Genomic DNA, 23,166 nt, shown 5'->3' on the forward strand with positions numbered 1-23,166 from the left:
CGTCACGAACAGGCTTGTTCCGGCGGCAGCACGCCGAGCGTGACGGTCTTGCCCAGCCGGCCCGGGTGCGCGCCGCGCACGATGTCGAACACGAGCAGATCGGTCACGCCGGGCGGCACCGGGTCGCCCTCGTCGAGCACGTAAAGCGCGCCTCGGCGGCGCAACTCGGCGGCGGGCACCCAGGGCGTGGCCGATTCGTTGTCGAATACGCCGAGGCTGCCGCCGGAATACAGCGAGACCAGCCCGGCGTCGAACACCGAGCCGGCGACGTAGCGCAACGGGCAGCCGGTCGACGCGCTCCAGTGCGCGACCGCGGCGAGCGCGAGACGCCGCGCCGGGTACATCGTGTCGATGCGCCGGCTCGTCAGCACGGCGTTCGGGTCGTTGTGCTCGCTCGCATACCAGGCCAGGCTCGCGGCATGGATCGCGAGCGCGGCACAGACCAGGCGCCGCAGGTCGAGCGTGCCGGCACGATCCCAGCGCCACGCGAGCCAGATGCCGAAGAATTGCAGCGCCTGCACGCCCCAGTGGTTGCGCAGGCTGGCGCCGGCCCCGAGCGCCATCACCGCCAACACCGCGAGGCCGGCCCAGACCAGGCCGAACATCCAGGCCGGGAACTCGGGCACGGTCGCGTCATCGGCATCCGCCGCGACAGGCCGCGGCGACAGCCGCTGCCAGCCCCAGCACAGCGCGAGCGCCAGCAGGGCCGGGGACCAGAGACGGACCTGATTCGCGACAAAGCCGACGACGAAGCCGATGCGCTGGCGCGGCCCCGCGCTCTCGATCGCCTCGGAGACGTAGCGCAGCGTGCTGAAGTCATGCCGCACGACCCAGACGGCGTGCGGCGTGCACAGCGCGAGCATCACGATCGCTGCCAGCATCAGGCCGCCGCGCTGTGCCGGCGTTTTCATCCGGCCGGATCCGACGAGTGCCAGCAACAGAGCGGCCAGCGGCACCAGCGCTTGGTACTTGGACAGCGTCGCCGCGCCGGCGACGAGGCCGGTCGCGAGCCACCAGAGCGGCGCCGCGCGCTGTGCACGGGTCGCACGCATCGCGCACCAGACGGTCGCCGCGAAGAACAGGACCAGCACCGTGTTGTGGTTGTAGAGCTGCACGCGCTGCGAGAAGGTCATGTTCAACCCCCACAGCAGGCATGCAGCGGCCGCGACCCGATCGCCGACCAGCTCGCGCGCGATCATCCACGTGAACAGCGCAGTGCCGAGCAGGCACAGTGTCGCGAGCACGTAGGCCCAGTAGATCGACGGCCCGAACAGCTTGATGACCGCGCCGAGCGCCCACGACGGCAGCGGTGGGTGCTTGTGGTAGCCGAGCTCGAGGCTCTGGGCCCAGTTGAACTGCTCGACGTTGTCGCCGAACTGCGCGGTGTTGAAGTACGCCGCCCACATGGCCCACACGACGATCGCGATCAGGCTGACCGCCACCCCATACAGCGGCGGCAGGTTGCGCGTGCGTGGCACGCCGGGCAGCGGAAGGGCGATCGAGAAGTTCACGGCTGCGGGCCCCACAGATGCGGTATACCGGCCGAGCTGCGGGCCACGTGTAACCGAATGTTTGAATCGCGCATTCTACCGGCTGCCGGCCTGTCGAGAGCACCGATTGCCGCTGATCGATCGATCCCGTACGCTGTACCCGATCGAGCCTGTCTTGCAAGGAGAGCCTCATGCCGCAGCCCAACCCGCACGTCGCCATCCGGGCGATCCGAACGCTCGCGCTCGTCGGCCAGACGGGCGCGGGAAAAACCAGCCTTGCCGAGGCCTTGCTGTGCAAGGCCGGCGCGATCGGTGCGCCCGGCAGCCTCGAGCGCGGCAGCACGGTCAGCGACTTCGATCCAATGGAGCGTCGTGCCCAGCACTCGCTGAACTCGGCCGTGCTGCACCTGACGCACCGCGACACCCGCATCCACCTGATCGACACGCCGGGGTATCCGGATTTCGTCGGCCAGTCGATGACAGCGCTCGAGGCGGTCGAGACCGCGGCGGTCGTCGTCAACGCGGTGACCGGCATCGAGATGATGAGCGCGCGGATGATGGACTGGGCGGCCGGGCGGCAGCTCTGCCGCATCGTGATCGTCAACAAGATCGACGCGGCCGGCGTCGATCTGGCCGCGCTGGTCGGGCAGATCCAGGCCGCGTTCGGAAAGGAGTGCCTGCCGCTGAACCTGCCGGCCGCGGGCGGCACGAAGGTCGTCGACTGCTTCTTCAATCCGCGCTCGGTCCCCGGTATGAAGGAGGATTTTTCGGGCGTTGAGGCAGCGCATCGCGCGCTGGTCGAGCAGGTGGTCGAGGTCGACCCGGCGTTCGTCGAGCGCTACCTGAACGACGGCGATGTCGACCCGCGCGAGCTGCACGCGCCCCTCGAGGAGGCGCTGCGTCAGGGCCACCTGATCCCGATCTGCTTCGTCTCGGCGCGCAACGGCGCCGGCATCGCCGAACTGCTCGACGTGTTCGAGGCGCTGATGCCGAATCCGGCCGAGGGCAACCCGCCGCAGTTCTTCAAGGGCGAAGGCGCGGCCGCGAAGGAACTGCATGCGCAGACCGATCCCGACCAGCACGTCATCGCGCACGTGTTCAAGGTCACCGTCGACCCGTATGTCGGCAAGATGGGCGTGTTCCGCATCCACCAGGGCACCGTCACGCGCGACAGCCAGCTCTTCATCGGCGACGGGCGCAAGCCGTTCAAGGTCGGTCACCTGTTCATGCTGCAGGGCAAGGAGCATGTCGAGGTCGTGCGCGGCGTGCCGGGCGACATCTGCGCGGTCGCGAAGATCGACGAGATGCACTTCGACGCCGTGCTGCACGACGCCGCCGAAGACGACCATCTGCACCTGATGTCGCTGCCATTCCCGGTGCCGGTGCACGGATTGGCGATCGAGCCGAAGCGCCGCGGCGACGAGCAGCGCATGTGGGAGATTCTGCAGAAGCTCGTCGACGAAGACCCGTGCCTGAAGGTCGAGCACGTGATCGCAACCAACGAGACGGTCGTCTACGGCCTGGGCGAGCTGCACCTGCGCACGCTGCTCGAGCGCATGACCGATGTCTACAAGTGCGAGGTCAACACCCGGCCGCCGCGCATCGCCTACCGCGAAACCGTCACCGCGCCGGCCGAGGGCCACCACCGGCACAAGAAGCAGAGCGGCGGCGCGGGCCAGTTCGGCGAGGTCTTCCTGCGCATCGAACCGCTGCCGCGCGGTGCCGGCTTCGAGTTCGTCGACCAGGTCAAGGGCGGCACGATCCCGACCCAGTTCATCCCGGCGGTCGAGAAAGGCGTGCGCCAGGTGCTCGACACCGGCGTGATCGCCGGCCATCCGCTGCGTGACGTGCGCGTGATCGTCTATGACGGCAAGTCGCATTCGGTCGACTCGAAAGACATCGCGTTCGCGACCGCCGGGCGCAAGGCCTTCATCGACGCGGTCAAGAAGGCGAACCCGATCGTGCTCGAGCCGATCGTCAAGGTCGAGATCACCGCGCCCGAGAGCAGCATGGGCGATGTGACCGGGGACCTCTCGGCCAAGCGCGGCCAGGTCAGCGGCACGCAGGCGCTGGCCGGTAACGTGGTGATGGTCAACGGGCAGGTGCCGCTGTCGGAGCTCCTGAACTACCAGGCGCGACTCAACGGGATGACCGGCGGCCAGGGCCGCTACACGCTGGAACTGAGCCACTACGAGGCCGTGCCGCCATCAGCGCAGGCGGCGCTGATGAGCCAGTACCAGGCGAAGGACGAGGACTGAGCCGAGTCACCCGTTGTTTGCCGAGGCCGACGGGCCGAGCGCCGGGCCGCCCCAAGCCAGCCCGCATCCCCTTGGGGGATCGGCGAAGGTACTCCTTCGCCGAGGGGCACCAGCTCACATGCCGTCGTGCATCGGGCGTGTCGGGGCGAAACCATCGGTCAATTCGGCGCTCTCGGAATCCGGCGGCATCGCGCCGCGACGCATCCGGTCCATCTCGTCGTAAGCGGCGCGCAGGCGCGCCTCGGCGCGCGCGGCGGCAGCGCGAGGCTCGTCGGCCACCACCGCGAGTTGGCGCCGGAACGAGTTGCGCGCCTGTTCGAGCTCGGTCTGCGCCCGCACCTGCGCCGCACGGACCTGAGCGAGGGTGCCCGAGAACCGCTGCAGCAACTCGTCGGTCAGGCGCTTGCTTGCGGCGGCGTGGCGCTTGCGTGCGAAGCGCAGCGCGAGCCAGCCACCCGCGGCCAACCCGACGGCCAGCGCCAGGCTGACGAGCATCCACCATTCGTTGGTTGTCATGGGCTTTCCTGTGCGTGACCGGCTCGCTGTTCCCGCGCGGCCAGGCAGCGTAACGACTTGCCGGTGGCAAGTGCTGCGGGACAGAAAAGTTGACATTTCGGCGAACGGCGGGCGTGCAAACCGCACGCCACGCGCGGTCCACGCGCCTCAGGCGGCCGGCGAACCTTGATGCCGTCGCATCGTCACGCCGCGCGCGGCTTCACGCAGGCGGCGGCCTGCTTGGCGTGCCTGCGCGCACGCTCGACGTCGGCATCGAACGCGAGCGCGACGCCCATCCGGCGCTTCTTGAAGCTCTCCGGCTTGCCGAACAGGCGCAGGTCGGTGTTCGGCACGCGCAGCGCGGCATCGACGCCGTCGAATACCAGCGCCTGCGCATCGACGCCGCCGTAGATCACCGCACTCGCACCCGGGCTCTTCAGCGCGGTGTCCACCGGCAGCCCGAGGATCGCGCGTGCGTGCAGCTCGAATTCGTTCTGCCACTGCGTGATCATCGTCACCATCCCGGTGTCGTGCGGGCGCGGCGAGACTTCGCTGAACCACACGTCGTCGCCTTTCACGAAGAGCTCGACGCCGAACAGGCCCTGGCCACCGAGGTTGTCGGTCACCGCCTTCGCGATCTCGCGCGAGCGCTGCAGCGCGGCCGGGCGCATCGGCTGCGGCTGCCAGCTTTCGACATAGTCGCCGCCGACCTGCACATGGCCGATCGGCTCGCAGAAGTGCGTCCCGACCTGTCCATCGGCCCCGAGCGCGCGCACGGTCAGCTGCGTGATCTCGTAGTCGAAGTCGATGAAGCCCTCGACGATCACGCGACCATGGCTGACGCGACCGCCGGCCATCGCGTGGTCCCACGCTGCGGCCACATCGGCCGGGCCGTCGAGTCGGCTCTGGCCTTTGCCCGAACTGCTCATCACCGGCTTGACGACGCACGGATAGCCGATCGCGCCATCGATCGCGGCCCGCAGCTCCGCCAGCGAATCGCAGAAGCGGTATGGGCTGGTCGGCAGCGCGAGCGTTTCGGCGGCGAGGCGGCGGATGCCTTCGCGATCCATCGTCAGGCGCGCCGCGCGCGCCGTCGGGATCACGCGCACGACGCCTGCGGCTTCAAGCTCCTCGAGCATCGCCGTGGCGATCGCCTCGATCTCGGGCACGACCAGCATCGGGCGCTCGGCCTCGATCAGCGCCGCAAGCGCAGCCGGGTCGCTCATCGTGATCGTGCGGGCGTGGTGTGCGACCTGCTGGCCGGGCGCGTTCGGGTAACGGTCGACCGCGATCGTCTCGACGCCCAGGCGCTGCAGCGCGATCAGCACCTCCTTGCCGAGTTCGCCGCTACCCAGCAGCATGACCTTGGTGGCGTGGGGTGAGAGCGGCGTTCCGAGCGTGGTCATCGAGCGTGTCCTGTTGGCGTTGAAGCAGACGATTTTCCCTCGAAGGCGTCGCGATCGGCGGGTCGCCGAGCCGCTTCGCCAGCACAACGCCGCTTTATCATCTGCGACATGAATTCCGGCCCGCGCGATGTCGCACAGATTCGCCTCGCGAACGCCCTGATCCTCTTCGACGAGTTCGTCCACGCGACCGTCAAGCACGCCGATGCGGCAACGCTGCGCGGCCTCGAAGGCCGTTTCGCCGAGCGGCTGCAGATCCAGCCGAGCTACTGGAGCCAGATCAAGGGCCGTTCGCGCCAGATCGGTGAGCGCCTCGCGCGGCAGTTCGAGCAGCTGTGCAAGAAGCCCACGGGCTGGATGGACCAGCCGCACGGCCCGCACGAGTGGGCCGCCAATACATCGCAGCCCGCCGCTCCTTCGCGCGCGGCGGCGCCCACTGCGAAAGACGACGACAGCCAGCGCAACGTGCCGCAGGACGACGACGAGCGCTTCATCGTCGGCCTGGTGCTGACCTACTACCGGCGCCACCCGCAGCGCGCCCGCGCGCGCCTGCTCGATCTGCTCGGCGAGGTGCTGACACCGGGCCCGGCGACCGCCGCGAAGCCCGGCGCGACGCGCCCGGCCGCGCCCGCCGACGACGGCCGCGATCTGTGGAGCAAGACCCGGGCGGCGGTGAAGCCGCTCAAGCCCAAGCGTTGACCGACCGCCCGGACGCCGATCCGTGCGGGCTCCTTTTGCAACACCCCTTGAAGAAACTTGCGCAATACCCCTTGCGCAAGATAATCAAAGGTTTATCATTTGCGCAAGTTGTAGGCCAAGATGTTCGCCGCAACGAGCCCCTCGATCAACCTCACCGACCTTTCATGACCCTCGTCAATGCACCGATCGTTGCCCTGGCCCTGCGCACCGCGCCGGGCGCCGCGGCGTCGCTCAAGGTGCAGTTCGAGTCGGTCACCGGCGCTCACGCAGCACGGCCAGGATCACCGCCACGCTGAAACGTCGCACGCGACGCTTCAGTCGTCACACGGCCCGGGTTGCGCTCTTGCCCCCGGGCCGTCTTGTTTTCTGTCTCGCCTCTTTCACTTTCTCGGTCGGCAACCTGGAGAACGTTCATGAAGATCACCGTCAATCACCGCAAGCCTCGCAATCCGTTCATCGCCCACGCGCAGTTTCGCCGTGCCGGCAGTCACCGACCCGGTGGCGGCTCGATGCGACAGCAAGCCGGGCGTTCGCTGAAGCGCGAACTGGACCAGATGAAACAACGGCACAGCCCATGACACACGCGCGGTCGACCCGCGCCAGCCTTGAAGGACAACACCATGTCGAGCCTCAAATATCCCCGCGCCGGCTTCGTCGAAGCACCGCGGCCCGCCCGTGAAGCCGCGTTGCGCGTGGCCGCCGTGAGCCTGCGCGTCGCGAGTGCAGCGCTGGCGCGCTGGTCGCGCCGTCTGGCGCAGCCGACCGGATGCCCCGGGCGGCCGGCGCCGCAACTCGAGTTCTATGCGGAAGCCGGAGCGCCCGAAGGCGCCTTGTACCTGGACGGCCAATTCGTCGGCTGGGTCAGCGGCGTGCAGCGCCTGTGAACGCGCGCCGATGCGGCGCACCGGGGGTCGTCCGGTGCGCCGCACTTTCTTTCCGGGTGTCGTTGCTCAACGCATCGCCAGCGCCATCTTGCGGCGCGGCGCCGGAAAGCGTTGCGCGATCTCCCCGAGATCGGCAGCACTGAGCGCGAGTTCGCCGGCCGCGAAGTTCTCGCGCAGATGCACTTCGCGCAGCGCCTTCGGAATCACCATCACGCCGGGCTCGGCCATCAGCGCCGCGAGCGCGACCTGCGACGCCGACGCGCCGTGCCGTGCGCCGATCTGTCGCAGCACCGCCTGGTTCGCCAACCCGCCCTGGTCGAGCGGGCAATATGCCATCAGCGGCATCGAGCGTTCGCGCTGCCACGGCAGCAAGTCGAACTCGGCGCCGCGCGCGCTGAGCGAGTAGTACACCTGGTTCGCGGTGCAGCGTTTGCCGCCTGCGATGCGGCCGAGTGCGCGCATCTCGTCGGTGTCGAAGTTGCTGACACCCCAATGCAGGATCCGGCCTTCGGCCTGCAGCGCCTCGAAGCCGGCGAGCGTCTCGCGCAGCGGATGCGGCCCGGGCCAGTGCAGCAGGTACAGATCGATATGGTCGAGTCCGAGGCGCCGTCGGCTGCGCTCGCAGGCCGCCACGGTGCCGCTGCGACTCGCGTTGTGCGGGTAGACCTTGCTGACGATGAAGAGCTGTTCGCGCGTCGCCGTGCCAGCGCGCATGGCCTCGGCCACCGCCTGGCCGATGACCTCCTCGGCGCCGCCCTCGCCGTACATCTCGGCGGTGTCGATCACGCGATAGCCGATCTCGATCGCCAGGCGCACCGCCGCGATCTCGAGCGCGCGGTTGCGCGCCGACTCGCCCAGGTGCCAGGTACCCAGGCCGAGAGAAGGCAGCGAGGTTCCGTCTGGCAGTGCGACCGTGTTCATGGCGGCTCCGAAAACGCGATACTCGATGGTAGAGCGCAGGCTTGCATCGCGCCGAGTCCGGAGACAAGACCGATGACCCAGACCTTCGTCGTCGACCGACGCAACCTGAGCGCGACGCGCTGGATCGAGACCGACCCGGGGCCGCTGCCGGACGGCGCCGTGCACCTGGCGATCGACACCTTCGCGCTGACCGCCAACAACATCACCTACGCAGCGTTCGGCGACGCGATGAACTACTGGGGCTTCTTCCCGACCGGCGACGCCGTGACCGGCTGCATCCCGGTGTGGGGCTTCGCGAACGTGACGGAGTCGCGCTGCGAAGGCGTGGCGGTCGGCGAGCGCTTCTACGGCTACTTTCCGATCGCCAGCGATGTCGTGCTGCAGCCCACGCGCATCAATACCACTGGTTTCTCCGATGGCGCGGAACACCGCCGCGAGCTGCACCCGGTCTACAACCACTACCTGCGCTGCAGCACCGACCCCGGCTACGCGCCGGCTCGTGAGGCCGAACAGGCGCTGTTGCGGCCGCTGTTCGCTACCTCGTTCCTGATCGACGATTTTCTGGCCGACAACGGCTTCTTCGACGCCGATGCGGTGATCCTGTCGAGCGCGTCGAGCAAGACCGCCTATGGCACCGCGTTCTGCCTGGCGCAGCGGCGCGGCGCAGGTGGCACGAGGGTCGTCGGCCTGACCTCGCCGCCGAACCTGGCGTTCACGCGATCGCTGGGCTGCTACGACGCGGTGTTGGCCTACGACGCGATCGACACATTGCCGGCCGACGCGCCAACCGTGTACGTCGACTTCAGCGGCAGCGCCGAGTTGCGCGCACGCGTCCACCAGCGCTTCGGTGAACAGCTGATGTACAGCTGTTCGGTCGGCGGCACGCACTGGGACGAGCTCGGCAGCGGCAAGGGCCTGCCCGGGCCGAAGCCGACGCTGTTCTTCGCACCAGCGCAGATCAAGAAGCGCAACGCCGACTGGGGCCCGGCGGGGCTGCAGCAGCGCATCGCCGAGGCCTGGACCGCCTTCATGCGGCCGGTGACAGCGGCGCAGCGCCCGTGGCTGCGCGTCGTGCACGATCACGGACGGGCGGCGATCGAGGCCACCTATGCCGAGTTGCTCGGGGGCCGCGTGAATCCCGCCGAGGGCCACGTGCTGTCGATCGGCCCGCCAGGCTGACGCTCAAGCCAGACACCCATCGCGCCGATATCGTGTCATGCCGATGACCGACCATGGCCTGCCGCCACCGCAGCTGACACAGCCGCTGCGTGACTTGGCTGCCTGGACGGCGCACTTCCACAGCGCCGAGATCCCGGTGCTCGCGCACACCGCCGACGCGCTCGAAGCGCTGCGCGCGAACGAAGACAGCGTCGATGCGAATGGCATCGGCGAGATGATCGCGGGCGACCCGCTGATGACGCTCAAGGTGCTGGCCTATGCCTGCGCCCATCGCAGTGCACGGGTCGTCACCGATGTCGAGACCGTGACCTCGGCGCTGGTGATGATGGGCATCTCGCCGTTCTTCGCCGCGTTCGGTGCACAGCCGACGATCGAGGATCGGCTCGCCGACATGCCCGAGGCGCTGGACGGCCTGACCGACACGCTGAGCCGCGCGCATCGCGGCGCGAACTTCGCGCTCGGTTTCGCGGTGCACCGGATGGACCACGACGCCGCGGTGATCCATGCCGCCGCTCTGCTGCACGACTTTGCCGAGATGCTGCTGTGGTGCCATGCACCGGTGCTGGCGCTGCGCATCCGCCTTGCCCAGCGCGCCGATCCGGCGCTGCGCTCGAGCGCCGCCCAGCGGGCCGTGCTCGGCATCGAGCTGGCCGATCTGCAGCAGGCGCTGATGAAGGCCTGGCGCCTGCCGGAACTGCTGATCCGCATCAGCGACGATCGCCACGCGGACAGCCCCAGCGTGCAAAGCGTGACGCTGGCGCTGCGCCTTGCGCGCCACACCGCGCAGGGCTGGGACAACCCGGCGATCCCGGACGACGTGAACGACATCGCGACGTTGTTGAACCTCTCGCAGACCGCCACGCTGCAACTGGTGCGCGAGATCTGACGCTGCATCGGCACGTATCGCTTCTCAGACCGGCATCGCGGTCGTGTTCTTGACCCGGTCGAGCACAAAGCTGGTCTTGCAGTCTTCGACGCTCGGGTGCTTCAGCAGCGTGTCCATGATGAAGCGTGAGTAATGCGCCATGTCTTGCACGACGACGCGCAGCAGGTAGTCCATCTCGCCAGTCAGCGCGGCGCACTCGACCACCTCGGGCCAGGTCTGCACCGCGGCGCGGAACAGGTCCATCGGGTTGCGCTTGTGCACTTCCGAATGCTTCTCGAGCCGCACGTTCAGGTAGGCCGTGAGGCCGAGGCCGACACGCTCCGGCGCGACCAGCGCGACATAGCCCTTGATGACGCCCGATTCCTCGAGCCGCTTGACGCGCCGCAACGCGGCCGACGGCGACAGGCTGACCTGCGCGGCGAGTGTGTCATAGATCATCCGGCCGTCGGCTTGCAACGCCCGAAGAATGCGTCGATCGATCGCATCCAGCTGTTCTGCAGTTTCCATTAACTGTATTTTGCATCTTTCATGCGCATGCCAGTCAAAACGAGCCTGAACTTGCAACAAACCTGCGAGCCGACGAATCTACAGTCTCGGATCGACTGCAAGGAGCGCGAGCATGCAATTCATCCCCTGGGAAAATCCGATGGGCACCGACGGCTTCGAGTTCGTCGAGTACGCGGCGCCCGACCCGGCCGCGCTCGGCGACCTCTTCCGCACGATGGGCTTCACGGCCATCGCCAAGCACCGCACCAAGAGCGTGACGCTGTACCGCCAGGGCGAGGTCAACTTCATCATCAACGCCGAGCCGAACTCGTTCGCGCAGCGTTTCGCGCGCCAGCACGGGCCGAGCGTCTGTGCGATGGCATTTCGCGTGAAGGATGCGAAGCAGGCCTACGAGCGCGCCCTCGAACTCGGCGCCTGGGGCTTCGACAACCACACCGGTCCGATGGAGCTGAACATTCCGGCGATCAAGGGCATCGGTGACAGCCTGATCTACTTCGTCGACCGCTGGCACGGCAAGGACGGTGCGGCCGCGGGCGCCATCGGCAACATCAGCATCTACGACGTCGACTTCGTGCCGATCGAGGGGGCGCCGGCCAATCCGGAGGGCAACGGCCTGACCTACATCGACCACCTGACGCACAACGTGCACCGCGGCCGCATGAAGGAATGGGCCGACTTCTACGAGCGCCTGTTCAACTTCCGCGAGGTGCGCTACTTCGACATCGAAGGCCAGCTGACCGGCCTGAAGAGCAAGGCGATGACGAGCCCGTGCGGGAAGATTCGCATCCCGATCAACGAGAGCTCGGACGACAAGAGCCAGATCGCCGAATACCTCGACCTGTACCACGGCGAAGGCATCCAACACATCGCGATGGGCACCGACGACATCTACACGACCATCGACGGTATGAGGACGCAAGGCGTCAAGTTCCAGGACACGATCGCCACCTACTACGACCTCGTGAACCGGCGCCTCCCGAACCACGGCGAGAACCTCGACGAGCTCAAGCGCCTGCGCATCCTGATCGACGGCGCGACCCACCTCGGCGCGCCAAACGAACTGCTGCTGCAGATCTTCACGCAGACGGTGATCGGCCCGATCTTCTTCGAGATCATCCAGCGCAAGGGCGATCAGGGTTTCGGCGAGGGCAACTTCCGGGCATTGTTTGAGAGCATCGAGCTCGACCAGGTGCGGCGCGGCGTGTTGAAGGCCGAGCCAGAATCTGGCGTTCGATGAACCTGCCCCACGGAGTGACCATGACGCTGACCTGTTTCCGCTTCGCCACCGCCATCGCGCTGGCCGCCTGCAGCCTTGCGAGCCCGGCCCAGACGGTCGGCGCCGAATCGACCCTCGATGCGGTGATGAAGAAGGGCGTGCTGCGCGCCTGTACGCCGGGCGACTACAAGCCGTTCAGCTTCCTGCGCACCGACGGCACGTACGAGGGCATCGACATCGAGCTCGCGAACTCGCTCGCCACCGCGATGGGCGCGAAGCTCGAGATCGTCAAGACCAGTTGGGCGAATCTGCTGCCCGACTTCAGCGCGGCCAAATGCGAGATCGCGATCGGTGGTATCTCGGTGAGCCTCGAACGTCAGAAGAAGGCGTTCTTCAGCAGCGCGTACATGGTCAACGGCAAGACGCCGATCGCGCGCTGCGAAGACGTCTCGCGGTTCCAGAATGTGACCGACATCGACAAGGCCGGCGTGCGTGTGATCGCGAATCCGGGTGGCAGCAATGAGCGCTTCGCGAAAGCGAACTTCAAAACCGCGCAACTGACGATCCACCCCGAAAACCTGACCATCTTCGACGAGATCCTCGCCAAGCGCGCCGACGTGTTCGTCACCGAGGCGGCCGAGGCACTGACGCAGCAGAAGCTCAAGCCGGGCCTGTGCGCGATCAATCCCGACAAGCCGCTGCAATACGGCGAGATGGCGTGGCTGCTGCCGCGCGGCGACGCGGTGATGAAGTCCTTCGTCGATCAGTGGCTGCACCTCGCGAAAGCGAACGGCGATTACCAGCGCACGGTGGACAAATGGCTGAAGTAGGCGTGCTCGACAAGGCGGTGAACCGCGGCGCCGCCCCGGTTACCTACGGCCAGGGCGATCGCGTGCCGCGCGGCGACTATGCCGGCGCGCGCAGCGACTACACCTGCGAGCAGGACTGGGACGCGTACAGCGCCGCCGACCACGCCTTGTACCGACGCCTGTACGAGCGCCAAGCCGCGCAGCTGCCCGGCCTCGCGTGCCAGGAGTTCATCGGCGCGCTGCCGCGCCTGGGTGCACCGACGGAAATCCCTCGTTTCGACGCATTGAGCGAGGAGCTCTATCGCGCTACGAAGTGGGAAGTGGTCGCGGTGCCAGGGCTGATTCCGGAAGAGGCGTTCTTCGCGCTGCTGAGCGAGCGCCGCTTTCCGGTCACCGGCTGGATTCGCAAGCCCGAAGAATTCGACTACGTCGTCGAGCCCGACGTGTTCCACGACTTGTTCGGCCATGTGCCGCTGCTGTTCGAGCCGATGTTCGCCGACTACATGCAGGCCTACGGCGCCGGCGGATTGAAGGCAAGCCGGCTGGGGTCGTGCGAGTACCTGGCGCGGCTCTATTGGTACACGGTCGAGTTCGGTTTGATCGCAACCGACACTGGGTTGCGCGCGTATGGCGCGGGCATCCTGTCATCGGCTGGCGAATTGCGCCACAGCATCACGAGCGCCGCCCCGCAGCGGCTCGGCTTCGATCTCGAACGCATCATGCGCACACGCTACAAGATCGACAGCTATCAGTCGACATATTTCGTGATCGATTCGTTCAGCCAGCTGATCGACGCGACCGCACCCGACTTTGCGCCGGTCTACGAACGCGTGGCGTGGAACGGCGAACTCGGCGCCGAACAGCGGCTGCCGACCGACCGCGTGTTCTGACGCGACGACCGTCGCCCCTCAACGGAGCCAGCGACAAACTTCGTCGAACACCTGCGGGTGAAACGCCATGTGAACATGGGCCGTGCCTGGCAGGTGGATGTTCTGCGCCCCCGGCAACATGCCCGAGGCGGCCGGGAACACGATGTTGTCGCAGTGTCCGAAGAAGCAGGAGAAGCGCTCGTAGTGCTTGGCGGTCTCGCCGGTCGCGAGCTTCGCGAGCCACGGGTTCTCGAGCCGCATCTCCCGACCGTTGATCGTGTGGCCGAAGCGCGCAAGCCATGTCCCCTGGTGCGGGCTACCGATCGTGATCGCGCGGTGAACGCGCGCATGCGCGTCGAAGCGCGCCAGCCACGCGCGAATCGCGACGCCACCCATGCTGTGGCCGACGAGCACCGCCGGCATCCCGGTCGCCGACTCGATCCGCGCGACTGCAGCGTCGATGCGCTCGGCGTACCGGTCGATCGATCCGAACACCGGCTCCAGGTTGATCGCGACGAACGGAATCCCGCGCGCGCGAAGTTCGCGCATCCATGGATTCCACAGCCCGCGGTTGCAGACGAAGCCGTGCACTAGCAGAACGCCGCGTCGGCCATCGGGCCGCTCGGGCAGGTGGTCAGGCTCGACGTTCGAGCGAAACGGCTGGCGCCAGAGAAAGACGCGAGGCGCTGTGATCGCCTCGTTGAACCAGGCGCGAACGAGCTGGCTCGCCGACGGTCGCGGCGCGACGTCGCCCTTCTGCACAAAGTGAAGGAGCACGAACTCGGCGCCGAGAAAAAGGGCGTAGCCGAGCAAGATCAGGGACGCGCCCAGCCCCGCCCACAGCGGATGGCCGAATGCGACGAAGCAGGTGGCCCACGCGACGGCGCAGAAGACGAGTGAGATCGCGATGAACTTCTGCAGGCGCGCAAGCATCCGGTCATGCTATCAGCGGCCTTGCGACGCCCGGGCTGGGTACAGTAGGCGCATCGCCCGAACGCCGCCCGCATGTCGACCACCGCCGTCAAGATCCTCGCGCATCTGACGACCGTCGACAACGAGCGCGACCGCCGCGCGGCAGTCGCCGGGCTGGACGGGAAGGTCGTCGCGCTGAAGCGCTACCAGCAGCGGCGGTTCTCGCACACCTATGCGGATCTGCTGGACAGTCCCCGCTATGGCGCCGCATCGCGCTTCTTTCTGAACGAGCTGTATGGACCCAGCGACTTCACGCGGCGGGATGCGCAGTTCGCGCGCGTGGTGCCGGCGCTCGTGCGCTTGTTTCCGAGCGAGATTGTCGACACCGTGGCCGCGTTGGCGGAACTGCACGCACTTTCGGAGACGCTCGACACCGTGATGGCCGAGCAACTCGAAGGGCAGGCGATTGCGGGCATCGACTACGTCGTCGCCTGGCAAGCGACCGGGCGGATGGCGCAACGTGACGCACAGGTCGCGCTGACGCTGGATGTCGCAGGCCGGCTCGATCGCTTCACCCGCCGCGTGCTCGTGCGCAACAGCCTGCGGCTGATGCGTGGTCCCGCGCGCGCCGCCGGGTTGGCCGAGCTTCAGCGCTTTCTCGAGAGCGGTTTCGACACCTTTCGAGCTATGCAAGGGGCTCAGGAGTTCATCGCGATTGTCAGCGAGCGTGAGCGTGCGCTCGCTTCTTCCCTCTTTGACGCGGCCGTAACCGGGCCGAGCGATCCATCGATGCAGATCGCCCTGGCCCGTTTGCCCTGAGCATCGGCAGAATCCGCCACAGCGTGGCTCGAAGCAGCCGCCTGCTCCAAAAGGAGCATATTGCATTTTCGATCAACCGCAGCGGAGCTGGTGCGTATCGCTGCTAGACGAACTCGCCGCGTCGCGCGCGACTGCAATAGACGGCAACTCGATCATCGATATTCGAATGGCCAGTGCGGTTCTGAAAAGCGAAAAGCCCTCGTCTTTCGACGAGGGCTTCTCTAATAGTAGCCTGACAATGTCCTACTTTCACACGGGAACCCGCACTATCATCGGCGCTGAGGCGTTTCACTGTCCTGTTCGGGATGGGAAGGAGTGGGACCACCTCGCTATGGTCATCAGGCTTAACCGGTCACCATCTTGCGTTCTTATTGAACGAGCAAGACGGTCAATTCGCAGAGTCGCTTGTCTGTATTAATACAGACAAGAATCAGATTTTTGATTGCGTACCGAATTCAATGAAGATCGGCATAACATGTAATCCTATATTTGACGGTCTAGTCAAAGTTATAGGGTCAAGCCTCACGGGCAATTAGTACTGGTTAGCTTAACGCATTACTGCGCTTCCACACCCAGCCTATCAACGTCCTGGTCTCGAACGACCCTTCAGGGGGCTCAAGGCCCCGGCAAGACTCATCTTGAGACGAGTTTCCCGCTTAGATGCTTTCAGCGGTTATCTCTTCCGCACTTAGCTACTCGGCAATGCCACTGGCGTGACAACCGATACACCAGAGGTGCGTCCACTCCGGTCCTCTCGTACTAGGAGCAGGCTCTCTCAATCTTGCAGCGCCCACGGAAGATAGGGACCAAACTGTCTCACGACGTTTTAAACCCAGCTCACGTACCTCTTTAAATGGCGAACAGCCATACCCTTGGGACCGGCTACAGCCCCAGGATGAGATGAGCCGACATCGAGGTGCCAAACACCGCCGTCGATATGAACTCTTGGGCGGTATCAGCCTGTTATCCCCAGAGTACCTTTTATCCGTTGAGCGATGGCCCTTCCATACAGAACCACCGGATCACTTTGTCCTACTTTCGTACCTGCTCGACTTGTCAGTCTCGCAGTCAAGCACGCTTATGCCAATGCACTATCACCACGATTTCCGACCGTGGCTAGCGTACCTTCGAACTCCTCCGTTACGCTTTGGGAGGAGACCGCCCCAGTCAAACTGCCCACCATACACTGTCCCCAACCCGGATAACGGGCCAAGGTTAGAACCTCAAACACACCAGGGTGGTATTTCAACGTTGGCTCCACGACACCTAGCGGCACCGCTTCAAAGCCTCCCACCTATCCTACACAGATCTGTTCAAAGTCCAATGTAAAGCTACAGTAAAGGTTCATGGGGTCTTTCCGTCTTTCCGCGGGGAGATTGCATCATCACAAACATTTCAACTTCGCTGAGTCTCTGGAGGAGACAGTGTGGCCATCATTACGCCATTCGTGCAGGTCGGAACTTACCCGACAAGGAATTTCGCTACCTTAGGACCGTTATAGTTACGGCCGCCGTTTACTGGGACTTCAGTCAAGAGCTTGCACCCCATCATTTAATCTTCCAGCACCGGGCAGGCGTCACACCCTATACGTCGACTTTCGTCTTTGCAGAGTGCTGTGTTTTTAATAAACAGTTGCAGCCACCGATTCTCTGCGGCCTCATTGGGCTCACCAAGTAAATGGATCACCTACTAAAGGCACACCTTCTTCCGAAGTTACGGTGTCAATTTGCCGAGTTCCTTCTCCAGAGTTCTCTCAAGCGCCTTAGAATACTCATCTCGCGCACCAGTGTCGGTTTGCGGTACGGTCGTATGTAGCTGAAGCTTAGTGGCTTTTCCTGGAAGCAGGGTATCACTCACTTCGGAGGCAAGCCTCCTCGTTATCACGCCTCATCTAAACCCTCCGGATTTGCCTAAAGGGTATGACTACACGCTTGAACCGGGACATCCAACACCCGGCTGAGCTAACCTTCTCCGTCCCCACATCGCACTACATATCGGTACAGGAATATTGACCTGTTTTCCATCAGCTACGCATCTCTGCCTCGCCTTAGGGGCCGACTCACCCTACGCCGATGAACGTTGCGTAGGAAACCTTGCGCTTTCGGCGAGGGGGCTTTTCACCCCCTTTAACGCTACTCATGTCAGCATTCGCACTTCTGATACCTCCAGCAGCCTTCACAAGCCACCTTCGCAGGCCTACAGAACGCTCTCCTACCACGTACGCTTGCGCGCACATCCGCAGCTTCGGTAACTGGCTTAGCCCCGTTACATCTTCCGCGCAGGACGACTCGATCAGTGAGCTATTACGCTTTCTTTAAATGATGGCTGCTTCTAAGCCAACATCCTGACTGTTTTAGCCTTCCCACTTCGTTTCCCACTTAGCCAATTTTGGGGACCTTAGCTGGCGGTCTGGGTTGTTTCCCTCTTGTGTCCGGACGTTAGCACCCGGTGCACTGTCTCCCAAGCTGTACTCATCGGTATTCGGAGTTTGCAATGGTTTGGTAAGTCGCCATGACCCCCTAGCCATAACAGTGCTCTACCCCCGATGGTAATACTTGAGGCACTACCTAAATAGTTTTCGGAGAGAACCAGCTATTTCCAAGTTTGTTTAGCCTTTCACCCCTATCCACAGCTCATCCGCTAGTTTTGCAACACTAGTCGGTTCGGACCTCCAGTAAGTGTTACCTCACCTTCATCCTGGCCATGGATAGATCACTTGGTTTCGGGTCTACACCCAGCGACTGAACGCCCTATTCGGACTCGATTTCTCTACGGCTTCCCTATTCGGTTAACCTTGCCACTGAATGTAAGTCGCTGACCCATTATACAAAAGGTACGCCGTCACCCGTTTCCAGGCTCCGACTGTTTGTATGCATGCGGTTTCAGGATCTATTTCACTCCCCTCCCGGGGTTCTTTTCGCCTTTCCCTCACGGTACTAGTTCACTATCGGTCGATTACGAGTATTTAGCCTTGGAGGATGGTCCCCCCATCTTCAGACAGGATGTCACGTGTCCCGCCCTACTTGTCGTACGCCTAGTTCCGCCGCCAACATTTTTCATACGGGGCTATCACCCGCTATGGCCGGACTTTCCATTCCGTTCTGATATGTCGATGGTTAAAACGTACAAGGCTGTTCCGATTTCGCTCGCCGCTACTTTCGGAATCTCGGTTGATGTCTTTTCCTCGAGCTACTGAGATGTTTCAGTTCACCCGGTTCGCCTCGCATGACTATGTATTCATCATGCGATACCCCTAAGGGTGGGTTTCCCCATTCGGAAATCTCCGGATCAAAGCTAATTTGCCAGCTCCCCGAAGCTTATCGCAGGCTATCACGTCCTTCATCGCCTGTAATCGCCAAGGCATCCACCACATGCACTTAGTCACTTGACCCTATAACTTTGACCCCTGCACGGCTTTCGCTGGAAGCAAGCATCGAAGCACTGTCAATGACCGTCTATCAATATGAGTATTACGCGTTACGCCGTTCTTCAATTGCTCTCGAAATTTCTTTCGCGAGTTGAATTCTTGGTGACGCAATCAAAAATGTCACCGGCAGGACGGAACGCCATGAAGCGTTATCTGCCGGCAACTCTGATTTTCGACTCTACGAATTGTTAAAGAACAACAGCCGATTCTGACGAATCGCTGAAGCAAGCAGCCAGCGCGGGCTGCTTGCTTCAGCAATCGGTTGGAATGTGAATGGTGGAGGATGACGGGATCGAACCGACGACCCCCTGCTTGCAAAGCAGGTGCTCTCCCAGCTGAGCTAATCCCCCTCGATCGTGAAGATGGTGGGTCTGGTTGGACTCGAACCAACGACCCCCGCCTTATCAAGACGGTGCTCTAACCAGCTGAGCTACAGACCCTTCACTATTTGGTTCGTGAAGCATTGTCCGACGACCTTACGGCGCTCAGCCGGCTCACGTTCACATGCTGTGTTCAACTACAGCCGATAAGAGTGGGCGCTCAAATTTGAGTGCATTTTCCAGAAAGGAGGTGATCCAGCCGCACCTTCCGATACGGCTACCTTGTTACGACTTCACCCCAGTCACGAACCCTGCCGTGGTAATCGCCCTCCTTGCGGTTAGGCTAACTACTTCTGGCAGAACCCGCTCCCATGGTGTGACGGGCGGTGTGTACAAGACCCGGGAACGTATTCACCGCGGCAAGCTGATCCGCGATTACTAGCGATTCCGACTTCACGCAGTCGAGTTGCAGACTGCGATCCGGACTACGACCGGTTTTCTGAGATTAGCTCCCCCTCGCGGGTTGGCAGCCCTCTGTACCGGCCATTGTATGACGTGTGTAGCCCTACCCATAAGGGCCATGATGACCTGACGTCATCCCCACCTTCCTCCGGTTTGTCACCGGCAGTCTCATTAGAGTGCCCTTGCGTAGCAACTAATGATAAGGGTTGCGCTCGTTGCGGGACTTAACCCAACATCTCACGACACGAGCTGACGACGGCCATGCAGCACCTGTGTTCTAGTTCTCTTTCGAGCACGAATCCATCTCTGGAAACTTCTAGACATGTCAAGGGTAGGTAAGGTTTTTCGCGTTGCATCGAATTAAACCACATCATCCACCGCTTGTGCGGGTCCCCGTCAATTCCTTTGAGTTTCAACCTTGCGGCCGTACTCCCCAGGCGGTCAACTTCACGCGTTAGCTTCGTTACTGAACAGCAAGCCGTCCAACAACCAGTTGACATCGTTTAGGGCGTGGACTACCAGGGTATCTAATCCTGTTTGCTCCCCACGCTTTCGTGCATGAGCGTCAGTACAGGTCCAGGGGATTGCCTTCGCCATCGGTGTTCCTCCGCATATCTACGCATTTCACTGCTACACGCGGAATTCCATCCCCCTCTACCGTACTCTAGCCATGCAGTCACAAATGCAGTTCCCAGGTTGAGCCCGGGGATTTCACATCTGTCTTGCAAAGCCGCCTGCGCACGCTTTACGCCCAGTAATTCCGATTAACGCTTGCACCCTACGTATTACCGCGGCTGCTGGCACGTAGTTAGCCGGTGCTTATTCTTCAGGTACCGTCATTAGCTCCTAATATTAGTAAGAGCCGTTTCTTCCCTGACAAAAGTGGTTTACAACCCGAAGGCCTTCTTCCCACACGCGGCATGGCTGGATCAGGCTTGCGCCCATTGTCCAAAATTCCCCACTGCTGCCTCCCGTAGGAGTCTGGGCCGTGTCTCAGTCCCAGTGTGGCTGGTCGTCCTCTCAGACCAGCTACAGATCGTCGCCTTGGTGGGCTTTTACCCCGCCAACAAGCTAATCTGATATCGGCCGCTCCAATAACGCGAGGTCTTGCGATCCCCCGCTTTCACCCGTAGGTCGTATGCGGTATTAATCCGGCTTTCGCCGGGCTATCCCCCATTACTGGGCACGTTCCGATATATTACTCACCCGTTCGCCACTCGCCACCAGGATTGCTCCCGTGCTGCCGTTCGACTTGCATGTGTAAGGCATGCCGCCAGCGTTCAATCTGAGCCAGGATCAAACTCTTCAGTTCGATCTTGATAAATTACTCAAAGAATTGATAGAAACTTCACTTGCATGAAATTCTATTTTCAGTGAGCGTTTAAGGTCCATGAGACCTCGACTTTCCAGGCTTCCCCGGATCGTCTTGGCACTCGCCTTCAAACGCCCACACTTATCGGCTGTTAGTTTTTAAAGAGCTGGCCTTTCGGCGCCTACCGGCTTATCGCCAGTATCTGCTGCTGCGTTGTTTTGCAGTTATCAGCCGAGAGAGCGATTCTGACATGTTTTATATAACCTTGTCAACTGCTCGACTATCTCGTTTTCTTTGCCGCTTGCTTTGTCTCGCCGCTTTCGCTTTGAGCCGCTGCAATCAGCGAAGACCACGACTATAGCATCCTTTCGGAGCGCGTCAACAGGTTGCGGCTCAGGATTTCAAGAATCGGCTGCCACAGCCTTGTCCGCGTGGGTGACGAGGAGCTGCGCAGCCTGCCGGCATTCGCTTTCAGGGTCGTCCGCGGACAGCACGCGCTCGAGCTGCTGCGCCCAGCGGCGTGCATCGGTGCGCAGCACGCGCTGCTTGATCGAGGCGATCTGCGACGGATGCATCGACAGACTGCGCAAACCCATTGCCAGCAGCAATGGCGTGAACTCCGGGTCGCCCGCCATCTCGCCGCACACGCTCACGTGCTTGCCGGCCGCACGGGCCTGCGCGATCACGCGCGACAGCAGACCGAGCACTGCCGGGTGCCACGGGTCATACAGATGGGCGACCGACTCATCCGCGCGGTCGATCGCCAGCGTGTACTGAATGAGGTCGTTGGTGCCGATCGAGACGAAGTCGAAATGGCGCAAAAACGCCGGCAGCATCAGCGCCGCCGCCGGGACCTCGATCATCGCGCCGACTTCGACGTCGACGAACGCCTTGCCCGCCTCGCCCAGTTGCTGCCGCGCACGCGCCAGCGCCTCGAGCGTGTGCCGCACCTCGCTCAGATGCGCCACCATCGGGATCAGCAGGCGCACCTTGCCGTAAGCGCTCGCGCGCAGGATCGCGCGCAGTTGCTGCCGGAACATCGCCGGCTCCGACAGGCTCCAGCGAATCGCCCGCAAACCCAGCGCCGGGTTCAAAGCGTGCTCGTGACGCAATTCGTTTGCCGACATCCGGTCCAGCGGTTTGTCGGCGCCGATGTCCACCGTGCGGATCGTCACCGGCAGGCCCTTCATCGCCTCGACGGCCGCTCGATAGGCTTCGAACTGCTCGTCCTCGCCCGGCAGTTCGCCTTCGCGGTTCATGAACAGAAATTCGGTGCGGAACAGCCCGACGCCGACCGCACCGGCTTCGAGCGCCGCGACCGCGTCGCTCGGCATCTCGATGTTGGCCAGCAGTTCGACACGCTCGCCATCGAGCGTGACCGCTGGTGTATGGCGCAACCGCGACAGCCGTTCTCGGCTCAGCTCGCTCTGGCGCTGGCGGAAGCGGTACTCCTCGAGGACGATCGGCGAAGGATCGACGATCACGATGCCGGCGTCGCCGTCGATCACCACCCAGTCGTCCTGCCGGATGATGCGGCTCGCCTCGCGCGCACCGACCACGGCCGGGATGTCCATGCTGCGCGCAACGATCGCAGTGTGCGAGGTCTTGCCGCCGACATCGGTAATGAAGCCGGTGAACACACTGCGCTTGAACTGCAACATGTCGGCGGGCGCGATGTCGTTGGCGACCAGCACCAGCGGATCCTCGCCGGCAAAATCGCGCGGCCGCACGCCCGGCGCCGGCGCAAAGGACGAAGCCGGCCCGCGCGCCATCGCGCGCAGTAGCCGCTCGACGACTTGCTCCAGATCGGCCTTGCGTTCGCGCAGGTATTCGTCCTCCATCTCGTCGAACTGCCGCGCCAGGACCTCGAGCTGCGCCGACAGTGCCCATTCGGCGTTGTAGTGACGCTCATGGATCCACTGCTTGGTGGCGCCGGTCAGCGTGTCGTCGTGCAGCAGCATCAGGTGCACATCGAGCAGCGCTGAAAGTTCAGCGGGCGCCTCGAGCGGCAGGTCGCGCTGCAAGGTGCTCAGCTCGGTGGCGACCGCGTCGCGCGCAGCGCGCAGACGCATCACCTCGGACTCGACCCGCTCTTCGTCGATGAAGTAGTGCGCCACATCGACGCGGCTCGACGCGACGAGCACCGCGCGGCCGATCGCGACCCCGCGTGACACCGGCAACCCGAACACCTGGAAGCTCATGCGGTCGATGCTAGCAGCGCGCGCGCCGGCGCCGCATGCGGGATTTGCCCCACTTTCACGCCGCGGTCACGCGCGCTTCATGGTCACGTCATCACAA

General features: G+C 63.7%; 18 protein-coding genes, 2 tRNA genes and 3 rRNA genes. 11 read left to right on the forward strand and 12 right to left on the reverse strand.

Features of this window, described 5'->3' with window-relative positions; genetic code table 11:
- Positions 1 to 2: 2 nt before the first annotated feature.
- Positions 3 to 1,511 (reverse strand): glycosyltransferase family 39 protein, encoded by a 1,509-nt coding sequence (locus AC1DTW_RS01115; protein WP_477978239.1) that lies wholly within the window; start codon positions 1,509 to 1,511, stop codon positions 3 to 5.
- Between the two features lie 170 nt (positions 1,512 to 1,681).
- Between AC1DTW_RS01115 and fusA the strand changes: the two genes are divergently transcribed.
- Positions 1,682 to 3,748, forward strand: coding sequence for an elongation factor G (fusA, locus tag AC1DTW_RS01120; RefSeq protein ID WP_477978241.1), 2,067 nt, complete (start codon positions 1,682 to 1,684; stop codon positions 3,746 to 3,748).
- 114 nt (positions 3,749 to 3,862) lie between these two features.
- Here fusA and AC1DTW_RS01125 read toward each other — a convergent pair whose 3' ends face one another.
- Together AC1DTW_RS01125 and purT are read right to left on the reverse strand one after the other, a co-directional pair.
- Positions 3,863 to 4,264: a hypothetical protein gene (locus AC1DTW_RS01125; protein WP_477978243.1), complete on the reverse strand. Its 402-nt coding sequence runs from the start codon at positions 4,262 to 4,264 to the stop codon at positions 3,863 to 3,865.
- A 182-nt stretch (positions 4,265 to 4,446) separates the two neighbouring features.
- Positions 4,447 to 5,649: a formate-dependent phosphoribosylglycinamide formyltransferase gene (purT, locus tag AC1DTW_RS01130; RefSeq protein WP_477978245.1), complete on the reverse strand. Its 1,203-nt coding sequence runs from the start codon at positions 5,647 to 5,649 to the stop codon at positions 4,447 to 4,449.
- Between the two features lie 108 nt (positions 5,650 to 5,757).
- On the opposite strand from purT, the gene AC1DTW_RS01135 reads away from it, so the two are divergent.
- From AC1DTW_RS01135 to AC1DTW_RS01150, 4 genes are all read left to right on the forward strand, one after another.
- Complete coding sequence (locus AC1DTW_RS01135) at positions 5,758 to 6,345, forward strand: hypothetical protein (protein ID WP_477978247.1); 588 nt, start codon at positions 5,758 to 5,760, stop codon at positions 6,343 to 6,345.
- Positions 6,342 to 6,641 (forward strand): hypothetical protein, encoded by a 300-nt coding sequence (locus AC1DTW_RS01140; RefSeq protein ID WP_477978249.1) that lies wholly within the window; start codon positions 6,342 to 6,344, stop codon positions 6,639 to 6,641. Before AC1DTW_RS01135 ends, AC1DTW_RS01140 begins: the two co-directional genes overlap by 4 nt.
- A 117-nt stretch (positions 6,642 to 6,758) precedes the next feature.
- Positions 6,759 to 6,923 carry a hypothetical protein gene (locus AC1DTW_RS01145; protein ID WP_477978251.1) on the forward strand — a complete coding sequence of 55 codons (165 nt, stop codon included), beginning with the start codon at positions 6,759 to 6,761 and terminating at the stop codon, positions 6,921 to 6,923.
- A gap of 42 nt (positions 6,924 to 6,965) precedes the next feature.
- Complete coding sequence (locus AC1DTW_RS01150; RefSeq protein WP_477978253.1) at positions 6,966 to 7,229, forward strand: hypothetical protein; 264 nt, start codon at positions 6,966 to 6,968, stop codon at positions 7,227 to 7,229.
- 66 nt (positions 7,230 to 7,295) lie between these two features.
- Here the strand turns inward: AC1DTW_RS01150 and AC1DTW_RS01155 are convergent, their stop codons facing one another.
- Positions 7,296 to 8,150, reverse strand: coding sequence for an aldo/keto reductase (locus tag AC1DTW_RS01155; protein ID WP_477978255.1), 855 nt, complete (start codon positions 8,148 to 8,150; stop codon positions 7,296 to 7,298).
- A gap of 72 nt (positions 8,151 to 8,222) precedes the next feature.
- On the opposite strand from AC1DTW_RS01155, the gene AC1DTW_RS01160 reads away from it, so the two are divergent.
- Together AC1DTW_RS01160 and AC1DTW_RS01165 are read left to right on the forward strand one after the other, a co-directional pair.
- Positions 8,223 to 9,329, forward strand: coding sequence for a DUF2855 family protein (locus AC1DTW_RS01160; protein WP_477978257.1), 1,107 nt, complete (start codon positions 8,223 to 8,225; stop codon positions 9,327 to 9,329).
- Between the two features lie 37 nt (positions 9,330 to 9,366).
- On the forward strand, positions 9,367 to 10,215 hold the full coding sequence (locus AC1DTW_RS01165; RefSeq protein WP_477978259.1) for an HDOD domain-containing protein: 849 nt from the start codon (positions 9,367 to 9,369) through the stop codon (positions 10,213 to 10,215).
- A gap of 24 nt (positions 10,216 to 10,239) precedes the next feature.
- Here the strand turns inward: AC1DTW_RS01165 and AC1DTW_RS01170 are convergent, their stop codons facing one another.
- The gene (locus AC1DTW_RS01170; RefSeq protein WP_477978261.1) at positions 10,240 to 10,722 is read right to left on the reverse strand and encodes an Lrp/AsnC family transcriptional regulator; all 483 of its coding nucleotides are present in this window, start codon (positions 10,720 to 10,722) and stop codon (positions 10,240 to 10,242) included.
- Positions 10,723 to 10,834: 112 nt separating this feature from the next.
- On the opposite strand from AC1DTW_RS01170, the gene hppD reads away from it, so the two are divergent.
- The 3 genes from hppD to phhA are packed head-to-tail and all read left to right on the forward strand — an operon-like array spanning position 10,835 to position 13,637.
- Positions 10,835 to 11,959, forward strand: a complete 1,125-nt coding sequence (hppD, locus tag AC1DTW_RS01175) for a 4-hydroxyphenylpyruvate dioxygenase (RefSeq protein WP_477978263.1) — start codon at positions 10,835 to 10,837, stop codon at positions 11,957 to 11,959.
- Between the two features lie 20 nt (positions 11,960 to 11,979).
- Entirely contained in the window at positions 11,980 to 12,768 is a 789-nt protein-coding gene (locus AC1DTW_RS01180) for a transporter substrate-binding domain-containing protein (RefSeq protein ID WP_477978265.1), read from the forward strand.
- The gene (gene phhA / locus AC1DTW_RS01185) at positions 12,756 to 13,637 is read left to right on the forward strand and encodes a phenylalanine 4-monooxygenase (RefSeq protein ID WP_477978267.1); all 882 of its coding nucleotides are present in this window, start codon (positions 12,756 to 12,758) and stop codon (positions 13,635 to 13,637) included. The genes AC1DTW_RS01180 and phhA overlap by 13 nt, the downstream gene beginning before the upstream one ends.
- 18 nt (positions 13,638 to 13,655) lie before the next feature.
- Here phhA and AC1DTW_RS01190 read toward each other — a convergent pair whose 3' ends face one another.
- Complete coding sequence (locus AC1DTW_RS01190; protein ID WP_477978269.1) at positions 13,656 to 14,549, reverse strand: esterase/lipase family protein; 894 nt, start codon at positions 14,547 to 14,549, stop codon at positions 13,656 to 13,658.
- Between the two features lie 72 nt (positions 14,550 to 14,621).
- On the opposite strand from AC1DTW_RS01190, the gene AC1DTW_RS01195 reads away from it, so the two are divergent.
- On the forward strand, positions 14,622 to 15,347 hold the full coding sequence (locus AC1DTW_RS01195; RefSeq protein ID WP_477978271.1) for a DUF8198 family protein: 726 nt from the start codon (positions 14,622 to 14,624) through the stop codon (positions 15,345 to 15,347).
- 230 nt (positions 15,348 to 15,577) lie between these two features.
- Here AC1DTW_RS01195 and rrf read toward each other — a convergent pair.
- The 6 genes from rrf to ptsP all read right to left on the reverse strand — a co-directional run bounded on the left by rrf (position 15,578) and on the right by ptsP (position 23,069).
- Positions 15,578 to 15,690: ribosomal RNA gene (gene rrf / locus AC1DTW_RS01200) — 5S ribosomal RNA — on the reverse strand.
- 168 nt (positions 15,691 to 15,858) lie between these two features.
- Positions 15,859 to 18,738, reverse strand: a 23S ribosomal RNA gene (locus tag AC1DTW_RS01205).
- A 310-nt stretch (positions 18,739 to 19,048) separates the two neighbouring features.
- Positions 19,049 to 19,124 (reverse strand) — tRNA-Ala (locus tag AC1DTW_RS01210).
- A gap of 13 nt (positions 19,125 to 19,137) precedes the next feature.
- A tRNA-Ile gene (locus AC1DTW_RS01215) sits at positions 19,138 to 19,214 on the reverse strand.
- 123 nt (positions 19,215 to 19,337) lie between these two features.
- Positions 19,338 to 20,868 (reverse strand): 16S ribosomal RNA (locus AC1DTW_RS01220).
- The 16S, 23S and 5S rRNA genes sit together here with 2 tRNA genes alongside, the layout of an rRNA operon.
- A gap of 401 nt (positions 20,869 to 21,269) precedes the next feature.
- Positions 21,270 to 23,069, reverse strand: coding sequence for a phosphoenolpyruvate--protein phosphotransferase (ptsP, locus tag AC1DTW_RS01225; RefSeq protein ID WP_477978273.1), 1,800 nt, complete (start codon positions 23,067 to 23,069; stop codon positions 21,270 to 21,272).
- Positions 23,070 to 23,166 lie beyond the last annotated feature (97 nt).

The sequence above is a fragment of the Rhizobacter sp. P5_A1 genome (assembly GCF_056400745.1).